Annotated in this window: 15 protein-coding genes and 1 riboswitch; of the genes, 6 read left to right on the forward strand and 9 right to left on the reverse strand. The window is 68.2% G+C overall.

Annotation, left to right across the window (positions count from 1 at the left end):
* The 4 genes from coaD to DMB37_RS10390 form a co-directional block, all read right to left on the reverse strand.
* Window positions 1-486 carry a pantetheine-phosphate adenylyltransferase gene (coaD, locus tag DMB37_RS10375; RefSeq protein ID WP_135232514.1) on the reverse strand — a complete coding sequence of 162 codons (486 nt, stop codon included), beginning with the start codon at window positions 484-486 and terminating at the stop codon, window positions 1-3.
* Between the two features lie 59 nt (window positions 487-545).
* Window positions 546-1,097 (reverse strand): 16S rRNA (guanine(966)-N(2))-methyltransferase RsmD, encoded by a 552-nt coding sequence (rsmD, locus tag DMB37_RS10380; RefSeq protein ID WP_135232515.1) that lies wholly within the window; start codon window positions 1,095-1,097, stop codon window positions 546-548.
* On the reverse strand, window positions 1,094-4,498 hold the full coding sequence (locus tag DMB37_RS10385; protein WP_135232516.1) for a pyruvate carboxylase: 3,405 nt from the start codon (window positions 4,496-4,498) through the stop codon (window positions 1,094-1,096). Before DMB37_RS10385 ends, rsmD begins: the two co-directional genes overlap by 4 nt.
* A gap of 115 nt (window positions 4,499-4,613) precedes the next feature.
* A complete protein-coding gene (locus tag DMB37_RS10390) occupies window positions 4,614-5,489 on the reverse strand; it encodes a glycosyltransferase family 2 protein (RefSeq protein WP_167768800.1) in 876 nt (291 codons plus the stop codon).
* 268 nt (window positions 5,490-5,757) lie between these two features.
* A riboswitch (cobalamin riboswitch) is annotated at window positions 5,758-5,948 on the forward strand.
* Window positions 5,949-6,099: 151 nt separating this feature from the next.
* On the opposite strand from DMB37_RS10390, the gene metE reads away from it, so the two are divergent.
* The 3 genes from metE (at window position 6,100) to DMB37_RS10405 (ending at window position 9,560) form a co-directional block, all read left to right on the forward strand.
* Window positions 6,100-8,367, forward strand: coding sequence for a 5-methyltetrahydropteroyltriglutamate--homocysteine S-methyltransferase (gene metE, locus DMB37_RS10395; protein ID WP_135232518.1), 2,268 nt, complete (start codon window positions 6,100-6,102; stop codon window positions 8,365-8,367).
* A gap of 96 nt (window positions 8,368-8,463) precedes the next feature.
* The gene (locus DMB37_RS10400) at window positions 8,464-9,033 is read left to right on the forward strand and encodes a TetR/AcrR family transcriptional regulator (RefSeq protein ID WP_135232519.1); all 570 of its coding nucleotides are present in this window, start codon (window positions 8,464-8,466) and stop codon (window positions 9,031-9,033) included.
* Complete coding sequence (locus DMB37_RS10405; RefSeq protein WP_135232520.1) at window positions 9,030-9,560, forward strand: hypothetical protein; 531 nt, start codon at window positions 9,030-9,032, stop codon at window positions 9,558-9,560. Before DMB37_RS10400 ends, DMB37_RS10405 begins: the two co-directional genes overlap by 4 nt.
* A gap of 324 nt (window positions 9,561-9,884) precedes the next feature.
* Here DMB37_RS10405 and DMB37_RS10410 read toward each other — a convergent pair whose 3' ends face one another.
* From DMB37_RS10410 to prpB, 3 genes are all read right to left on the reverse strand, one after another.
* Complete coding sequence (locus DMB37_RS10410) at window positions 9,885-10,262, reverse strand: SgcJ/EcaC family oxidoreductase (protein ID WP_135232521.1); 378 nt, start codon at window positions 10,260-10,262, stop codon at window positions 9,885-9,887.
* Window positions 10,263-10,362: 100 nt separating this feature from the next.
* Entirely contained in the window at window positions 10,363-11,487 is a 1,125-nt protein-coding gene (locus tag DMB37_RS10415) for a bifunctional 2-methylcitrate synthase/citrate synthase (RefSeq protein ID WP_135232522.1), read from the reverse strand.
* Window positions 11,488-11,492: 5 nt separating this feature from the next.
* A complete protein-coding gene (gene prpB / locus DMB37_RS10420; protein ID WP_135232523.1) occupies window positions 11,493-12,401 on the reverse strand; it encodes a methylisocitrate lyase in 909 nt (302 codons plus the stop codon).
* 26 nt (window positions 12,402-12,427) lie between these two features.
* On the opposite strand from prpB, the gene DMB37_RS10425 reads away from it, so the two are divergent.
* Window positions 12,428-12,601: a DUF1737 domain-containing protein gene (locus DMB37_RS10425; RefSeq protein ID WP_135232524.1), complete on the forward strand. Its 174-nt coding sequence runs from the start codon at window positions 12,428-12,430 to the stop codon at window positions 12,599-12,601.
* Window positions 12,602-12,606: 5 nt separating this feature from the next.
* Here DMB37_RS10425 and prpD read toward each other — a convergent pair whose 3' ends face one another.
* Entirely contained in the window at window positions 12,607-14,130 is a 1,524-nt protein-coding gene (gene prpD / locus DMB37_RS10430) for a 2-methylcitrate dehydratase PrpD (RefSeq protein ID WP_135232525.1), read from the reverse strand.
* 147 nt (window positions 14,131-14,277) lie between these two features.
* Here prpD and DMB37_RS10435 point away from each other — a divergent pair, with 147 nt between their 5' ends.
* Complete coding sequence (locus DMB37_RS10435; RefSeq protein ID WP_206055225.1) at window positions 14,278-15,699, forward strand: short-chain fatty acyl-CoA regulator family protein; 1,422 nt, start codon at window positions 14,278-14,280, stop codon at window positions 15,697-15,699.
* On the opposite strand, the gene sigJ is transcribed toward DMB37_RS10435, so the two are convergent.
* Window positions 15,678-16,604, reverse strand: coding sequence for an RNA polymerase sigma factor SigJ (sigJ, locus tag DMB37_RS10440; RefSeq protein WP_135232526.1), 927 nt, complete (start codon window positions 16,602-16,604; stop codon window positions 15,678-15,680). The two genes, DMB37_RS10435 and sigJ, sit on opposite strands and share 22 nt — an antisense overlap.
* 168 nt (window positions 16,605-16,772) lie before the next feature.
* On the opposite strand from sigJ, the gene DMB37_RS10445 reads away from it, so the two are divergent.
* The gene (locus DMB37_RS10445) at window positions 16,773-18,224 is read left to right on the forward strand and encodes an MFS transporter (protein WP_370465361.1); all 1,452 of its coding nucleotides are present in this window, start codon (window positions 16,773-16,775) and stop codon (window positions 18,222-18,224) included.
* Window positions 18,225-18,290 lie beyond the last annotated feature (66 nt).

Here is an 18,290-nt window from a genome sequence, read left to right on the forward strand (position 1 = left end):
TCAGCCTTTGCGTTCGGCCAGGCGGTCGAGCAGGCGCTTGTGTACCGACGGCGGCAGCATGTCGACGACGTCGCCGCCGAAGGACGCCACCTCCTTGACCAGCGAGCTGGACAGGAAGCTGAAGGTGGGATTGGTGGCGATGAAGAAGGTGTCCACGCCGGAGAGCTTCCGGTTCATCTGGGCCATCTGCAGCTCGTAACCGAAGTCGGTCGCGTCGCGCAGGCCCTTCACGATGGCCGTGACGCCCTGCTGCTTGGCGAAGTCCACCAGCAGGCCGTACCACGACTCCACGCGGACATTGGGCAGATGAGCGGTCGCCTCGCGCAGCATCTCCATGCGCTCGTCGACGCTGAACATGCCCTGCTTGTTCTTGTTGATCATGACGGTGACAACGACCTCGTCGAACTGGGCCGCGGCCCGGTTGAAGACGTCGATGTGACCGTGGGTCACGGGGTCGAAGGACCCGGGGCACAATGCTCCTGCCATGGTCAGACGCTATCGTGCGGGACCGGCGGGCACCACAGAGGGTGCACAAGACCACATCGCTAGTCGAACGTCGCCATCTCGATGCGCGTTTCGCCGTACTTGCGCGGCTTCATCGCCGAATAACCCACGGGCCATTCGATTTCCGGCGATCGGCTGGATCGCTCGACCACGACGAGCGTGTCCGGTCGCAGCCAACCCGCAGCCAGCGCCCGCAGATCGGCGAGCACCGCGTCGGCGTCGACCGCGTACGGCGGGTCGGACAGCACCAGATCGAATTCACCCGCGCCACCCAGTTGGAGCACGCTCGCCACCGTGCCGACGCGCAGTTCGGCGCCGGGCAGCCCGAGATCGGCGATATTGCCGCGCAGCACCGCGGCCGCCTTGCGGTCGGACTCGACCAGCAGTGCGTGCGCGGCGCCGCGGGACAACGCCTCCAGCCCTAGCGCGCCCGACCCGGCGTAGAGGTCGAGCACCCGAATGCCGTCGAAGTCGATCCGCGCGTCGAGCGCGCTGAACAGCGCCTCGCGCACCCGGTCGGAGGTCGGGCGGGTGCCGGCCGGCGGCACCCGCAGCCGCCGCCCGCCCGCCGTTCCGGCGACGATCCGGGTCATTCGACCGCGGACTCGCGCACGGCCAGCTCGATCAGCAGATCGCCACCCTCGACCTGCTGCACCGGGCCGATCGCGACCCGGCCGACAGTGCCCGCCCGCGGCGCGGTGATCGCGGCCTCCATCTTCATCGCCTCGATGGTGCCGACGGTGTCCCCGGCCGCGATCGCGTCGCCTTCGGACACGGCCAAGGTCACCACACCGGCGAACGGCGCGGCGATATGACCCGCGTTGCCCTTGTCGGCCTTCTCCGCGGCCGGGACCTCGCTGGCGATCGACCGGTCGCGCACGGCGACGGGGCGCAGCTGACCGTTGAGGATGCACATGACCGTGCGGATGCCGCGCTCGTCCGGCTCGGAGATGGCCTCCAGGCCGATGAGCAGGGTGACGCCCTTCTCCAGCTGCACCCGGTGTTCCTCACCTTGGCGCAGTCCGTAGAAGAACTGGTTCGCCGACAGACCCATGGTGTCGCCGTACTTTTCCCGGTGCGCGTTGAATTCGGCGGTGGGGCCGGGGAAGAGCAGCCGGTTCAGCGTCGCGCGGCGCTCGTCCGAGGTGCCGGCCAGCCCGGCCTCGTCCTCGGCGGTGAGCGGGGTCTCCGGCTTCGCCTCGCCGCGCCCGGCCAGCGCACGGCTGCGGAACGGTTCCGGCCAGCCACCCGCCGGGGTGCCGAGTTCGCCACGCAGGAAGCCGATTACCGAGTCGGGGATGTCGTAGCGGCCGGGGTCGGCGGCGAAATCCTCGATGTCGACGCCGGTGCCGACCAGGGCCAGCGCCAGGTCGCCGACCACCTTGGACGACGGGGTCACCTTCACCAGGCGGCCCAGCAGCCGGTCCGCCGCAGCGTATTTCGCTTCCACTTCCTCGAATCGATCACCGAGGCCGAGGGCGATGGCCTGCTGGCGCAGGTTCGACAGCTGACCGCCGGGGATCTCGTGGGTGTAGACCCGGCCGGTCGGGGCGGGCAGCCCGGACTCGAAGGGCGCGTACACCTTTCGCAGCGCCTCCCAGTACGGCTCAAGGTCGCACACGTGCTGCAGGTTCAGGCCGGTGTCGTACTCGCTGTGCGCCGCGGCCGCGACGATCGCGGAAAGCGCAGGCTGACTGGTGGTTCCGGCCATCGCGGCGCTCGCGCCGTCCACCGCGTCGGCACCCGCCTGCCAGGCGGCCAGATAGGTGGCCAGCTGACCGCCCGGGGTGTCGTGGGTGTGCACGTGCACCGGCAGATCGAAGTTGCTGCGCAGCGCGGTAACCAAGGTGGCGGCCGCGGGGGCGCGGAGCAGCCCGGCCATGTCCTTGATGGCGAGCACGTGCGCGCCCGCGTCCACCATCTGCTCGGCCAGCTTGAGGTAGTAGTCCAGCGTGTAGAGCGTTTCGTCCGGGTTGGACAGATCGCCGGTGTAGCTCATCGCGACTTCCGCGATGGCCGTGCCGGTTTCGCGCACCGCGTCGATGGCCGGGCGCATCTGGTCGACATTGTTGAGCGCGTCGAAGATGCGGAAGATGTCGATGCCGGTGGCGGTCGCCTCGGAGACGAACGCGCGGGTCACCTTCTCCGGGTAGGGCGTGTAGCCGACGGTGTTGCGGCCGCGCAGCAGCATCTGCAGGCAGATGTTCGGCACCGCCTCGCGCAGCGCGGCGAGGCGCTCCCACGGGTCCTCGTACAGAAAGCGCAGCGCCACATCGTAAGTCGCGCCGCCCCAGGCCTCGATGGACAGCAGCTGCGGGGTCAGCCTGGCCACGTGCCCGGCGACGCCGAGCAGGCCGTTGGTGCGCACGCGGGTGGCCAGCAGCGACTGGTGCGCGTCACGGAAGGTGGTGTCGGTGACGCCGACTGCCTTCTGCGCGCGCAGGTCCTGCGCGAAGCCCTCCGGGCCGAGACGGAGCAGGCGCTGCCGGGAACCGTCCGGCGGCGCGACGGTCAGGTCGATCGGTGGCAGCTTGTCGTGCGGGTACACCGTGGTCGGCCGTTCGCCGTGCGGCTTGTTGACGGTGATGTCGGCCAGGTAGGTGAGGATCTTGGTGCCGCGGTCGGCCGAACCACGCTGGTTGAGCAGCTGCGGGCGCTCATCGATGAACGAGGTGGTGACCCGGCCCGCCTGGAAGTCCGGGTCGTCGAGCACCGCGAGCAGGAACGGAATGTTGGTGGTGACGCCGCGAATGCGGAACTCGGCGAGCGCACGCTGGGCCCGCGACACCGCGGCGCCGAAATCGCGGCCGCGGCAGGTGAGTTTCACCAGCATCGAGTCGAAGTAGGCGCCGATCTCCGCGCCGAGGTTGGCGCCGCCGTCGAGCCGGATGCCCGCGCCGCCCGGAGTCCGGTAGGCGGTGATCCGGCCGGTGTCGGGGCGGAAGCCGTTGGCCGGGTCCTCGGTGGTGATCCGGCACTGCATCGCGGCGCCGCGGATGCTGACGGTCTCCTGGCTGAGGCCGAGTTGTTCGAGGGTCTCGCCCGCTGCGATGCGCAGCTGCGCCTGCACCAGGTCCACGTCGGTGATCTCCTCGGTCACCGTGTGCTCGACCTGGATGCGCGGGTTCATCTCGATGAAGACGTGGTTGCCGCGCTCGTCTAGCAGGAACTCGACGGTGCCCGCGCAGCTGTAGCCGATCTCCTTGGCGAAGGCCACCGCGTCGGCGCAGATGCGGTCGCGCAGTGCGGGATCCAGGTTCGGCGCGGGCGCGAGCTCGATCACCTTCTGGTGCCTGCGCTGCACCGAACAGTCGCGCTCGAACAGGTGCATCACATTGCCCTGCTGGTCGGCCAGGATCTGCACCTCGATGTGGCGCGGGTTCACCACGGCCTGCTCGAGGAAGACGGTGGGATCGCCGAACGCCGACTCGGCCTCGCGCGACGCGGCCTCGATGGACTCGCGCAGGTGCTCGGCGTCGGCGACCCGGCGCATGCCGCGCCCGCCGCCGCCTGCTACCGCCTTGACGAAGATCGGATAGTCCAATTCCTGTGCCGCGGCAAGCAACTCGTCCACATCGGCGGACGGCGCGCTGGACCGCAGCACCGGCAGCCCGGCGGCCTTGGCCGCCGCGATGGCCCGCGCCTTGTTGCCTGCGAGCTCGAGCACCTCGGCGGACGGGCCGATGAAGGTGATGCCCTCGCGGGCGCAGGCCGCCGCCAGGTCCGGGTTCTCGGACAGGAAGCCGTAGCCCGGGTAGACGGCGTCGGCGCCCGCCGATTTGGCCGCGTCGACGATCGCGTCGATCGAGAGGTACGCCCGGACGGGGTGCCCCTGTTCACCGATCTGGTAGGACTCGGCCGCCTTCGTTCGATGGACCGAGTTGCGGTCCTCGTACGGGAAGACGGCCACCGTCCCAACGCCGAGCTCGTAGGCCGCGCGGAAGGCCCTGATGGCGATCTCGCCCCGATTGGCAACCAAGACTTTCGTGAACATTGGCCTAAGGTACCCGGACCCACCCGCCTCACAGACACGGAAGGGCCCTTCGCAAGCATCTTCACAACGCCGTCCGGCGGCGTTGCGAAGATGCGTTCATCCGCGCGTCACACTGTCAGATCCAGTGCATCGTCCGATGCCGGAGCCCGCCGCGGAACTGACCGACGGCGAGACCGATCATCAGTCCGCGCTCCTCGGCAACCAATCCGCGAGTGAATGGCAGACGAATCATGCGTAACAAGACTTCGGGCAGGTGAATTTCCGGCAACCCATTGTTCGGGAATTCCGCATTCAGCCGGGCGAGGCCGATGCCTCGGCTGCGTCCCTGCCGATATCCGGGACGGAAGCCCTGCCGGTATCGATAGGCGACGAGCGCCTCGGGCAGATATCCGAGACGGTATCCCTCGCGATGGGCCCGCCAGCCGAATTCGAGATCCTCGTTCGCGGCGTAGCTGGTGTCCTGGCCGCCCAGCTTCCGATACACCTCCGCCCGGCACGCCATGCTGGTCCCGATGATCACAGGTGCATAAACGCCGGTCGGCTGGAATTTGTCAGGCGCCGGGATGTTGGCGACGTGGCGCGGATTGGCCGCGTTGAGCGAATCACCTTCGACCGCAGAGCAAATCAGGTCGTAACCCTCGTCCAGGAACTCGACCATGCGGCTGACCCAATTGGAATGCGCCTGGTCGTCGTGGTCGCAGAACAACAGGATCGTGCCGGTGGCTTGCGAAGCGCCGACATTACGGGCAAATGCCGCACCGGAGGTCCCCGACGCGTCCACATAACGCAGTTCGAGGCGTCCGTGCAGCGGATGAGTTTCGATATGGAGTTTCACATCGATCGGGGATCCGTTGTCGGCTATGACGACATCGAATTCCCCCCTATAATCTTGACGCGTCAAGGCGCCTAGTTGGACATCGAGTAGATCCAGGCCGTCGGCCGTCCCGATGTAGGTTGGAATGACGATCGATACCGACCGTTCAGTCACCACGCGTACTCCTGCAATCGTTTCCCCACGCGGGAGCCCTCCCCCGAGGGGACAACCTTAAACGCATTCCGGAAAGGGCGGCTACACCCGAGTTCCGTGGGCTTCCTCACAGACTTGGTCAAATGACCAAACAGTGATGGGCAAATGATCGAAGACCACCGCTCCCCCGCCCGGCCGTCCACCACCGCGCCGCGCGCCCTATGCTCGTAGGTGCAGCTGGTTCACTGCGGCGCGTACGAGATGGAGCCCCGTCGTCGCGCAGCGGAGTCGAGTTCGACCGCCCCGAGAGGGTGGCCGGGCGAGAGGGAACCCGGTGAGAATCCGGGACTGTCCCGCAGCGGTGAGCAGGAACGACCGCCGTCACATGCACTGGGCACGACGCCCGGGAAGCGACGGCCAGTAGGTCGGCCGCGAGGCCGGTGCCTGTGAGTCCGAAGACCTGCCAGCCGTGTCGGATACGCCGTATCCGGCGGCCACCGCCTCGTGGATCTGGGCGCGCGGTTCTACCAGTACTGATATGTCGGGCTCTAGTTTGTTGAAATCTCCTGGCGTATCTCGGTAGCCGCGCAGCCCGTATGGCGTCGGCCTACGACACCAGCACTGGAGAGACAACGTGACTGTTGTAAATCAGACACCGTTCACCGCAACGGTTCTCGGGCTACCTAGGGTCGGACCGCGGCGTGAGCTCAAGCGGGCCACCGAGGCCTACTGGGCGGGCAAGATCGACGCCGGGCAGCTGCACGCCGTCGCGCGCGAGCTGCGCCACGCCCAGCTCACCGAATTACAAGCGGCAGGCCTGGATTCGATCCCGGTGGGCACCTTCTCGTACTACGACCAGGTGCTCGACACCGCCCAGCTGCTCGGCGCACTGCCGCAGCGGGTCGCCGGGATCGCCGATTCCTTGGATCGGTACTTCGCCGCCGCCCGCGGCACCGACACGGTGGAACCGCTGGAGATGACCAAGTGGTTCGACACCAACTACCACTATCTGGTGCCGGAAATCGGCCAGGACACCGTGTTTTCGCTGAACCCGGCGAAGCTGCTGGACGAGGTGCGCGAGGCGGCCGAGCTCGGCGCGAACGCGCGCCCGGTGGTGGTCGGGCCGATCACCTTCCTGAAGCTGGCCAAGGCCACCGGCGGTGCACCGTTGGACCGGCTCAGCGAGCTCGTCCCGCTGTATCGCGAGTTGCTCCGGCTGCTGGCCGAGGCAGGGGTCGGCTGGGTGCAGATCGATGAGCCTGCGCTGGTCACCGACCTCACCGACGACGAAATCGACCTGGTGCGTAGCACTTACACCGAACTGTCCGCGTCGTCGCAGCGCCCCGCGATCCTGGTGGCCACCTACTTCGGCCATCCCGACGCCGCACTGACCGCGCTGGCGGGCACCGACATCGAGGGCATCGCGCTCGACTTCACCGCAGGCACCAGCGTCTCCGATGTGGTGGGCGTCCCTGCCCTGGCAGGCAAGCTGCTGGTGGCCGGCGTGGTCGACGGCCGCAACGTGTGGCGGGCCGATCTCGACCAGGCACTGTCCACCCTGGGCACCCTGCTCGGCAGCGCCGCGTCGGTGGCGGTCTCGACCTCATGCTCGCTGCTGCACGTGCCGTACACGCTCGCCGCGGAGACCGGGCTGGACGATCGCCTCCGGTCCTGGCTGGCGTTCGGCACGGAGAAGGTGGCCGAGGTCCGGCTGCTGGCGACCGCGCTGACCGAGGGCACCGAGGCGATCAGCGCCGAATTGGCCGAGGTGCGTGCGGCATTGGCTACGCGGCAGTCCGACCCACGGCTCAACGACGCGCAGGTGCGGGCCAGGCTGGCGGCGCTCGGCCCGGACGCGAGCAGGCGCGCGCCCGCCGAGGAACGTCGTGTGCTGCAACAACAACGGCTGCAACTGCCGCCGCTGCCGACCACGACCATCGGCTCGTACCCGCAGACCTCAGCGATCCGGTTGGCCAGGGCGGCGTTGCGCAAGGGCGAGATCGACGAGGCCGAGTACATCCGCCGGATGCGTGCCGAGGTCGCCGATGTCATTGCGCTGCAAGAGAAGCTGGGCCTGGACGTGCTGGTGCACGGCGAGCCGGAGCGCAACGACATGGTGCAGTACTTCGCCGAACAGCTCGACGGCTTCGCCGCCACCGAGCAGGGCTGGGTGCAGTCCTACGGTTCGCGCTGCGTGCGCCCGCCGATCCTGTTCGGCGACGTGACCCGGCCTGCGCCGATGACCGTCGACTGGATCAGCTACGCGCAGTCGCTCACCGACAAGCCGGTGAAGGGCATGCTCACCGGACCGGTCACCATCCTCGCCTGGTCATTCGTGCGCGACGACCAGCCGCTCGGCGACTCGGCGCGGCAGGTCGCGCTGGCCATCCGGGACGAGACGGTGGACCTGCAGGCCGCGGGTATCCGCATCATCCAGGTGGACGAGCCCGCACTGCGGGAGTTGCTACCGCTGCGCAAGATCGACCAGCAGACCTACCTCGACTGGTCGGTGCAGGCGTTCCGGATCGCCACCTCCGGCGTCTCGGACGCCACCCAGGTGCACACCCACCTCTGCTACTCGGAGTTCGGCGAGGTGATCGACGCGATCGCCGGGCTGGACGCCGACGTGACCTCGATCGAGGCGGCGCGCTCCCGGATGGAGGTGCTCGACGACCTCAACGCGGCGGGCTTCGATCTGGGTGTCGGGCCGGGTGTGTACGACATCCACTCGCCCCGGGTGCCCAGCGTGGCGGAGATCACCACGTCTTTGCGTGCGGCGCTGAAAGCCGTTCCCGCCGAACGGCTGTGGGTCAATCCCGACTGCGGGCTGAAGACCCGCGGGCAGGCCGAGGTGGAGGCGTCACTGCGGAACATGGTGGCCGCCGCGACGGCTGTGCGCTGATCGTTCCGGCGTGGTGAAGTTCAGCCCCCTTCGTGTTCGCGGAGGGGGCTGAACTCGACCCTTGTTTATGACTGACCGGTCATTCATAATCGGATCATGCCGAGGAAAGTCGACCGGGTCGCGCGCCGAGCGGAGATTCTCGACGCCGCGGTGCGCGTGTTCGCCCGCAAGGGCTTCGCCACCTCGCGCATCGAGGACGTCGCCGCCGAGGCGGGTATCGCCAAGGGCAGCGTGTATCTGTACTTCGACAGCCGAGATGCGTTGCTGGCAGGGGTTTTCCAGAGTTACGCCGAGAGCAGCGGGCAGGTGCTGGCCGAGCTCGGCGACGGCACCGCACTGGATCGGCTGACCAGGCTGATCCACGGGACGGTCGAGATGCTCGCCGCGCACCCCGACCATGCGCGCGTCCTGCTGGACGTCTGGGCGTCGAATCCACCGCTCGATATGGCGACGGTGTATCGCGAATACCGCTCGGCCATCGCGGATCTGCTGCGGCAGGCCCAGGCCGGCGGCGAGCTGCGACCCGGCATCGGCGAAGCACATGCCGCAGTCGTCGTCGGCGCCATCGAGGGGTGTCTCGTCCAGGCATTGGTCGATCCGCAGGTGTCCCTGCGCGAGCTGGCCGGCCCGATTGCGCAGATCTGCGTGGAAGGAATCCGTCGATGAATCTCACGGATCGATTGATCGCCCCGAATGCCACGCACGGCGAGGTCGGCACCGGCTTCGGCGCGGCATTCGGCGGCGCCGCACTGGCTTTCGGGTTGGCACTGCACGCCGAGTTGTCCTGGCTGAGCGTCGCCGTCATCACGCTGGTCGCCTTCGATATGTTCGGCGGCGCGGTCGTCAACGCGACCGATTCGGCGAAGCGCTGGTATCACCGTCCCGACCGAACCAGCCTGCACCATCTCGGCTTCGTCGCCATCCACGTCCAGCCGTTCTTGCTCGCCCTGGTGGTCCCCGGCTTCACGTGGTTCGCCGCCGCCACCATCTACGTCTCGGCCCTCACCGGCGCCGTCCTGGTCACCGCCGCCCCGCGCGAGCTACGCCGCCCCATCGCCTTCGGCGCCACCGCCGCCGCGCTCACCATCACCACCAGCATGCTCACCGTCCCGCACGTCGTGGCCTGGTTCGCTCCGCTCCTGCTGATCAAACTGCTACTCGCGCACCTGCTTCCGGAGAACGCCGCCCGCTGACGGTCGGCGCCTCCCACCCACGGAAGGCACCGACCCATCACCTCACTCGAATTCGGTCTCCGGCCGCAGCCGCTGCCGCCGCCGTGACGTGTACCGCTCACACGGTTCCTCGGCCCGCTTGACCGGTTGCTGCCGCGACCTGGAACTCATCCCCCGCCGCCACGCCGTATGACACCCCGGACATCGGTCCATACCAACCCCTTTTCACCCGTCGTCAAACCACTCCATGAATCGCCCCTAACCACCTTCGACGCGCGAACTCACCCGTCGGTTCCGGGTAGCTATCAGGAATTTTCAAGAACGGTCCGACCGGTTCGACCGGGTTCAACCCGCCAGGTTGAAGGCGCGGTTGATGACGCCCATGTCGAAGTAGTCGCGCCAGGCGACGATGGCCTCGCCTGCTACCTCGAAGACGCCGGTGACCGGGAGTGGGATGGCTTGGCCCGCGCTGCGGAGGGTGTCGGTGCGTTCGTTCATGACCAGGTTGCCCGAGGCGATCTGGTGGTGGATGTCGAAGTCGATGGCTTCGAAGGTGGTGAGGAAGCCCGCGATGAACTCGCGGATGGCGGTGCGGCCGACCACCGGTTCCATCGGGATGTTGTGGTAGACAGCGTCTTCGGCGAAGAAGGACGCGATGCGGTCCGGATCGGGGTCGGACCAGCTGCGGCACATGTCGCGGACGAGTTCGTCGGGGCTTGGCATGGGCTTGGCTCACTTTCTGATGCCGGAGGCGGCCGGACCGCGTTGTCCGCACCACCTCCTCGATTCAACCAAGCAAGTGCTCGGTTTCCAAGCCCCTGTCTCAGTGGCGGCCGGCGAGCTCGCGTTGCGGCACGCCGACGTACTCCGAGAGCGGCCGAATCAACGCGTTCGAGGCCGCCTGCTCCGCGATATGCGCGGTCCACCCGGTGATCCGGCTCATCACGAAGATCGGCGTGAACATCTCGATATCGAAGCCCATCAGGTAGTAGGCGGGGCCCGCCGGGAAGTCGAGATTCGGCTTGATGCCCGTGGCCTCGGCCATCGCCCGCTCCAATTCGGTGTACATCCGCAACCACCGTTGTCCACCGGTCACCTCGGCGACCTCCGCCAGCGCGGCGCGCATGGTCGGCACCCTGGAGTCGCCGTTCTTGTAGACGCGATGCCCGAAGCCCATCACCTTCTGCTTGCTTTCGAGCTTGGCGCGCAACCATTGCGCGGCCAGCTCAGGTTCACCGATCGCCAACATGGTGTGCATGACGGCCTCGTTCGCGCCGCCGTGCAGCGGACCCTTCAGCGCACCGATGGCGGCGGTGATCGCGCTGTACATGTCCGACCGGGTGGAGGTGACCACCCGCGCCGCGAAGGTCGAGGCGTTGAAACTGTGCTCCGCGTAGAGGATCAGCGAGATCTCGAAGGCGCGGACGATGCGCGGGTCGGGCACCGCGCCGAAGCACATGTTCAGGAAGTTCGCCGCGAAGCCCAGATGTGAGTGCGGCGCAATGGGATCGAGGCCGCGCCGACGGCGCATGTCGGCGGCGATGATCGTCGGCAGCGCTGCGGTCAGCCGTAACGCCTTGGCCGGCAACACTCGCGGCGCGGGGACGGTACCCAGCTCCTCCTCGGCGTCCTCGGCACCGAGGAAACTCACCACCGTCCGGACCACATCCATCGGATGACAGGAGGTGGGCATCTTCTCGATCAGCGACAGGATCGATCGGTCGACCCGGCGCTGCGCCCGCTCCCGCTGACACAGCAGCGCCAGCTGGGCCGCGTCGGGCAGTTCGCCGTACCAGAGCAGGAAGGCGACCTCTTCGAAGGAGCAGTGGGCCGCGAGATCCTGCACCGCGTAGCCACGATAGGTCAGTGAGTTGGTCTCGGGCACCACCTTGGAGATGGTCGTGGTATCGACCACCACCCCGGCCAGGCCCTTCTTGATCTCGGTCATGTCGCTCACTCGCTAGGGGTGTACGTGAAGATTCCGGCATCGAAGTCGTTGTACTGCTGGTACTTCAGGAGTTCGTAGAGCCGCGACCGGTGCTGCATCGCCGGGACGAGGCCGGATTGGGTTCCGGTCGAGGCGATTTCGCGCAGTCCGTGCTCCACGGCGTACATGGCCAGCCGCAGCGTCGTCACCGGGTAGATGACGGCGTTGTAGCCGAGATCCGCCAGGGTCTGCGCCGAGAGCAGCTCGGATTTGCCGAACTCGGTCATGTTGGCGAGCAGCGGAACATCGACGGCGGCGCGGAATTTCGCGAACTCGGCGGCGTCGGCCAAGGCCTCGGTGAAGATGAGATCCGCGCCCGCGTCGGCGTAGGCCTTGGCCCGATCGATGGCCGCGGCCAACCCCTCGGTGCCGCGGGCGTCGGTCCTGGCGCAGAGCACGAAGTTCGGGTCACGCCGCGCCGAGACGGCGGCGCGCAGGCGGCGGATCATCTCGGCGACGGGCACCACCGCCTTGCCGTCGAGATGGCCGCAGCGTTTGGGGTTCACCTGGTCTTCGAGGTGGCAACCGGCCACGCCCGCATCCTCCAGGAGAGTCACCGTGCGTGCCGCGTTCATCGGCTCGCCGAACCCCGTGTCGGCATCGATCAGCACCGGCAGGTCGGTGACCCGCGCGATCTGCTGACCCCGCGCGGCGATCTCGGTGAGCGTGGTCAGGCCGATATCGGGCAGGGCGAGCTCGGCCGACATCACCGCGCCCGAGACGTAGACGCCCTCGAAGCCGACTTCCTGAATCAGCCTGGCCACCAACGGATTGAACGCGCCGGGCAGCCGTTGGATCCGCCCCGACGCCAATCCGGCCCGGAACGCCGCCCGCTTGTCCGCCGCGCTCGTCGCGGCCGCCAGCAGTCCCGTCATCGGTGCCACCGCTCTAGGCTCGGGGCATGAACGATCGTCCCCTGCGTTACCGCTTGATCACCGGCGTCGACGACGCCTCGTTCTGTGAGCGGATCAGTGGCCTGCTCGATGAGGGCTACCGGCTGCACGGCTCCCCATCGGTGACCTTCAACGGCGTCGCGGTGATCGCCGCGCAGGCGCTGATCTGGGATGGCGAGTAGCGGCATCAGAAGATCCCTTCCGGAGTCCTCGGCGCCCGGTCCAGCACAGCGTTCGACACGGTGAACGTGAGCTGATCCAGTTCGCCCGCGGCCAGTTCCGGGGTGCGCTGGGCCGCGTCGAGGAAACGATCCTGCTCGGCCGGGTCGAGCACGCCCTCGGCGAGCGTGCGGAACTTGGCGAGGTACTGCTCCCGTGCGAACGGTCGCGCACCGAGCGGGTGCGCGTCGGCGACGGCGAGCTCGTCCTCGATGGTCTCCCCGCTCCGCAGCGTCACCACCGCCCGTGCGCCGAACGCCTTTTCGTTCGGGTCGGTGGCGTGATAGCGCCGCGTCCACTCCGGATCCTCGATGGTGGAGATCTTGCGCCACAGCGCGACGGTGTCCGGCCGCTGCGCGCGCTCGGGCGCGTAGGACCGCTCGTGGTGCCAGGTTCCGTCCTGTAGCGCGACCGCGAAGATGTAAGGCACGGAGTGGTCCAGGGTTTCGCGGCTGGCGTGCGGGTCGAACTTCTGCGGGTCGCCCGATCCGGTGCCGATCACCACGTGCGTGTGGTGACTGGTGTGCAGCACGATGGAGGCGATCTGGTCGAGATCGCCGATGCGCGAACGCATCCGGCGAGCCAGATCGATCGGCGCCTGACTCTGGTACTCGGCCGAGTGCTCCTTGGTGTAGCTGTCCAGGATCGCGCGCTTCGCCTCGCCCGGACCCGGCAGTGGCACACGATATTCCGCGTCGGCCCCGCCGAGCAGCCAGGCGATCACCCCGTCGGCGCCCTCCCAGATCGGCGACGGCGCACCCTCGCCGCGCATGGCCCGGTCCACCGCCTCGACCGCCATCTTCCCGGCGAACGCGGGCGCGTAGGCCTTCCAGCTGGAGATCTCGCCTTTGCGCGACTGCCTGGTCGCGGTGGTCGTGTGCAGCGCCTGCCCGACCGCCTGATAGATCGTCTCGGGGTCGAGCCCGAGCAGCGTGCCGATACCGGCGGCCGCCGACGGCCCGAGGTGCGCGACATGGTCGATCTTGTGCTCGTGCAAGCAGATTCCGCGCACCAGGTCGATCTGGATCTCGTAACCCGTTGCCAGGCCGCGGATCAGGTCCGCACCGGTGCGACCGAGATGCTGGGCCACCGCGAGGATCGGCGGGATATTGTCGCCCGGATGCGAGTACTCCGCCGCGAGGAAGGTGTCGTGAAAGTCGAGCTCGCGCACCGCGACTCCGTTGGCCCAGGCGGCCCATTCCGGCGATACCCAGCGCTGCGCGGGCAGGCCGAACACCGTCGCGCCCGACCGGCCGGGACCGGGCCGATACGGCTGCGCGAGCGCCTGCGCGCGGGCACTGGTCACCGGGCGGCGGGTCAGCGACGCGGCCGCGACCGCCGCGTTGTCGATGATCCGGTTCACGATCATCTCGGCGACCTCCGCCGGGACCTCGACCGGGTCGGCAGCTACCTCGGCGATCTTGGTAGCCAGATGTTCCGCGCGCGGGAAGTCGGCGGCGGCGGGGCGGGCGCGTACGATGTGTGTCTTCAATGCGTCCTCCAAGGGTGGTGAAAGAACCTCTCTTCGCACGCTACGCAGCCGACATCTCGCGCAAAATACCTCGCAGCGGCATATTTCTGCGGAAAAGAAGTGTGGATATTGCGATGATTGCGAAGATCCGGGGCTACGATCTTGCAGGTGCGGAAGATGTATGCGGGCGCCCGGCTCCGACGGTTGCGCGAAGAACGCAGACTCACCCAGGCGGCTCTCGCGAAGTCGCTGGATCTGTCGCCCAGCTATCTCAACCAGCTCGAACGCGATCAGCGACCGCTCACCATCCCGGTCCTGCTGAAACTCAACTCCACCTTCGATCTAGACGTCCAGTTCTTCGCCGCGGACTCCGACGCGCGCCTCGTCTCCGATCTGCACGAGGTGCTGATCGACGCCGCGGGCGGGCACACCGCGCCGTTGACCGAGGTGGAAGAACTCGCGACCAGGCAGCCCGAGGTCGCCAGGATCGTCGTAGCGATGCACCGCCGCCTGCGCGCCGCGACCGACCAGCTCGACCTGCTCTCCGCCCGGGTGGCCGCACCGACCGGCGCGCCGGGCATGCCCATGCCCTACGAGGACGTCCGGGACTTCTTCTACGACCACCACAATCACATCCCGCAGCTCGACCTCGCCGCCGAGCATCTGTTCGAGCAGTCCGGCCTGACCATCGGCTCGCTGGATCGCCAGCTCGCCAGGGTGGCCGAGGAGCGCGCCGGGGTCACCGTGCTCGTCCGCGGTGACGGTGCGGATCCGTCCATCCCGAAGCGGCAATACGACCCCGACAGCCGCACACTGACTTTGGCCAGGCGACTGCGGCCGGGGCAGCGCGCCTTCCAGATCGCGACCACCCTCGGATTCCTGCTCTACAGCACCGAGCTGGACGGCGTGCTCGCCGAAACACCCTCGCTCACCGGCGAATCCCGCACCTTGGCGCGGATCGGGCTGGCCAACTATTTCGCGGGCGCACTGGTGCTGCCGTACGGCCGCTTCCTGCGCTCGGCCGAGGAATTGCACTACGACATCGACCTGCTGGCGCTGCGTTTCGAGGTCGGCTTCGAGACCATCTGCCACCGGCTCAGCACGCTGCAACGCCAAGGCCAGCGTGGGGTGCCGTTCTTCTTCGTCCGCACCGACCGCGCGGGCAATATCTCGAAACGCCAGTCCGCCACCGCCTTTCATTTCTCCCGGGTCGGCGGCAGCTGCCCGCTCTGGGTGGTGCACGAGGCGTTCGCCCATCCCGGCCGCATCCTCACCCAGGTCGCGGAGATGCCGGACGGGCGGCGCTACCTGTGGATCGCGCGCACCGCGATGACCGCGCCGCATGGATTCGGCACCGCCACAAAGAACTTCGCGATCGGCCTCGGCTGTGACATCGAATACGCCGAGCGCCTGGTCTATTCGTCCGGCCTCCAGCTCGACGACCCCGCCGTGGCGGTACAGATCGGCGCGGGCTGCAAGGTCTGCGAGCGGCCGTCGTGTCCGCAGCGCGCCTTCCCGCACATCGGCAGCCCCCTCGCCGTCAACGAGCTCACCAGCACCGACCTGCCCTACCCGCGCGTCGGACGCTGATCGCCCGCGATCCTGGCGAGCTTGTCCGGGTTGGCCACCGCGTAGATGCCGCGGATCTGCTCGGTGCCCGGATCGATGTCGAGTACGACGACCGCGAACAGCGCGTCACCGGAGAAGACCACCGCCGACGGGTCACCGTTGACCCAGCGGTGCCGGATGCGCAGGTTCGGCACATGGCCCAGCACAATCGGGCTCGTGATCAGCCGGGCGACCTTGTCCATGCCGTGGATCGGGCGCAGCGCCGCCCGCTGCTTGCCGCCGCCGTCGGACCAGAACGTCACGTCCGGCGCCAGCAGTTCGAGCAGGCCCGCCATATCGCCGCCGAGTTGGGCGGCGAGGAACTTCTCGGTCACCTCCCGCTGCACCCTCGGGTCGGCCTGGTGGCGCGGCCGGCGGGCATGGACGTGTTCGCGCGCCCGGTGCGCGAGTTGCCGGACGGCCGCGGCGTTTCGGCCGAGCATGTCGGCGATGTCGGCGTGCGGATAGCCGAACACGTCGTGCAGCACGAACACCGCGCGCTCGAGCGGAGTGAGCGTCTCCAGCACCACCAGCATCGCCATCGAGACGGATTCGGCGCGCAGCGCGGTCTCGGCGCTGTCCTGGGCCGCCGGTTCGTCGGAGACCAGCGGCTCGGGTAGCCACGGGCCGACGTAGGTTTCCCGCCGCCTGCTGATCGCGGCGCGCCTGGCCAGCGCGTGGTTGACCGCGATACGCACCAGATAGGCGCGCGGGTGCTCGATCTCGGGCCCGTCCGCGCGCAGGCGCGCTACCCAGGCCAGCCAGGTGTCCTGCAGCACGTCTTCGGTGTCGGCGACACTACCGAGCATGTTGTAGACGACCGAGAACAGCAGCTCCCGGTGGTCGGCGAACACACGGGTCGCATCCTCGTCCACGATTTCGATCATCGTCGCTCCTCATACCGGTGTCGCTACTAGGAGCGAGGCAGCAGGGGGAAAAGTGACGCCCGCGCGAAAACTGTGATCCGGCTCTCCCCAAGTCACGTACCGACCTGAGCCGGGCCTCTCGGATGGCAACGGATGAAAACTCGTCCGCACCCGAGAGAGGACATCGGAGTGAGTGCACTCACCGAATCACCGTCGTTCCTGGCGAGCCGCCGCGGCAAACTCATGCTGGCGCTGCTGTGCCTGGTCGCCTTCCTCGACTTCGTCGACGGTTCGATCGTCAATGTCGCGCTGCCCACCATCCAGCACGAACTGGGGCTGTCGGTGTCGACGCTGCAATGGATCACCAGCGGCTATCTGCTGACCTACGGCGGGCTGATGTTGCTCGGCGGCCGGCTGGCCGACCTGCTCGGCCGGCGCCGCGTGCTGATCGCCGGCACGATCCTGGTCGGTACCGCCTCGGCGATCGGTGGCCTGGCGGCGTCCAGCGAGCTGCTGATCGGTGCCCGGTTCGCCCAGGGCGTCGGCGCCGCATTGATGCTGCCCGCGGCGCTGTCGATCCTCACCACCAACTTCCGGGAGGGCACCGATCGCACCACCGCGCTGAGCGTGTGGGGTGGTACCGCCGGACTCGCCTCCGCCGCAGGGGTTTTCCTCGGCGGCGTACTGACCCAGGGCCCCGGCTGGCGTTGGGTCTTCTACGTCAACACACCCGTGTGCCTACTGGTGCTGGCCGTGGTGCCATTTCTGGTGCCCGACGACCGGCGCAACGAGATACGTGGTGGCTTCGATGTTTTCGGTACCGCGCTGGCGACCGGCGGTCTGATGCTGCTGGTCTACGGCTTGGTGCAGGCGCCGCAGCACGGTTGGGGCGACGTGCGGACGGCGCTGCAACTCGGTGTGGCGGTCGCGCTGCTGGCCGGCTTCGTGCTCAACGAGCAACGGACCGCGGATCCGCTTGTCCCCCTGTCGATCTTCCGGGTCAAAGGTCTCGCGGCAGCCAACCTGACCCACCTCACCCTGGCCGCGGGCATGCTCGCGATGTTCTTCTTCGTCACGCTCTACATGCAGGAAGTGCTGGGTTACGGGGAGTTCCAGGCCGGCAGCGCCTACCTGCCGATCAGCCTCACCATCGGTGCCGCCGCCGGCGTGACCGCGAAGTTCATCGCCAAGACCGGGACTCGGCCGCTCATCGTCGCCGGGTCGGTGATCTCCGGGCTAGGGCTGATCTGGTTGTCGCGCATCCCCACCGACGGTTCGTACCTGGTCGACCTGCTGCCCCCGATGGTGTTCATGTCCGTCGGCCTCGGCGTCGTGTTCGTCGCGAATACCACCGCCGCCAACGCGGGCGTGCCCGCCGAGCAAGCCGGACTCGCCGCCGCACTGCTCAATACGGGCCAGCAGATCGGCGGCGCGCTCGGTTTGGCCGTGCTGACCGCGGTCGCCACCTCGCACACCACCAGCCAGCTGACCGCGGGCGACGCACCGCTGGAAGCGATGACCTCCGGCTTCCAGCTCGCACTGCTGATCGGCGGGTTCATCACGCTCAGCGCCGCGTTCATCGGGTTGCGGACCGTCAACTCGCGCGGCGAGGAAGCAGCGGCGATACCTGTTGCCGCTTAGCGTGACTGCGGGCCGGGTAGCGGAGGCGTCCGCACCCGGCCCGCAGGTGTTCCATTCGTCCAAGCC

Origin of the sequence: Nocardia sp. CS682 (genome assembly GCF_004634405.1) — a bacterium.
GTDB classification, from domain to species: domain Bacteria; phylum Actinomycetota; class Actinomycetes; order Mycobacteriales; family Mycobacteriaceae; genus Nocardia; species Nocardia ninae.

Bases quoted from the DNA above. Each gene is read 5' to 3' on its own strand.
- coaD (WP_135232514.1), bottom strand. From the start codon at position 486: ATGGCAGGAGCATTGTGCCCCGGGTCCTTCGACCCCGTGACCCACGGT.
- DMB37_RS10385 (WP_135232516.1), bottom strand. From the start codon at position 4,498: ATGTTCACGAAAGTCTTGGTTGCCAATCGGGGCGAGATCGCCATCAGG.
- DMB37_RS10405 (WP_135232520.1), top strand. From the start codon at position 9,030: ATGAATCTCACGGATCGATTGATCGCCCCGAATGCCACGCACGGCGAG.
- sigJ (WP_135232526.1), bottom strand. From the start codon at position 16,604: ATGATCGAAATCGTGGACGAGGATGCGACCCGTGTGTTCGCCGACCAC.
- prpB (WP_135232523.1), bottom strand. From the start codon at position 12,401: ATGACGGGACTGCTGGCGGCCGCGACGAGCGCGGCGGACAAGCGGGCG.
- DMB37_RS10415 (WP_135232522.1), bottom strand. From the start codon at position 11,487: ATGACCGAGATCAAGAAGGGCCTGGCCGGGGTGGTGGTCGATACCACG.
- rsmD (WP_135232515.1), bottom strand. From the start codon at position 1,097: ATGACCCGGATCGTCGCCGGAACGGCGGGCGGGCGGCGGCTGCGGGTG.
- DMB37_RS10400 (WP_135232519.1), top strand. From the start codon at position 8,464: ATGCCGAGGAAAGTCGACCGGGTCGCGCGCCGAGCGGAGATTCTCGAC.
- DMB37_RS10410 (WP_135232521.1), bottom strand. From the start codon at position 10,262: ATGCCAAGCCCCGACGAACTCGTCCGCGACATGTGCCGCAGCTGGTCC.
- DMB37_RS10425 (WP_135232524.1), top strand. From the start codon at position 12,428: ATGAACGATCGTCCCCTGCGTTACCGCTTGATCACCGGCGTCGACGAC.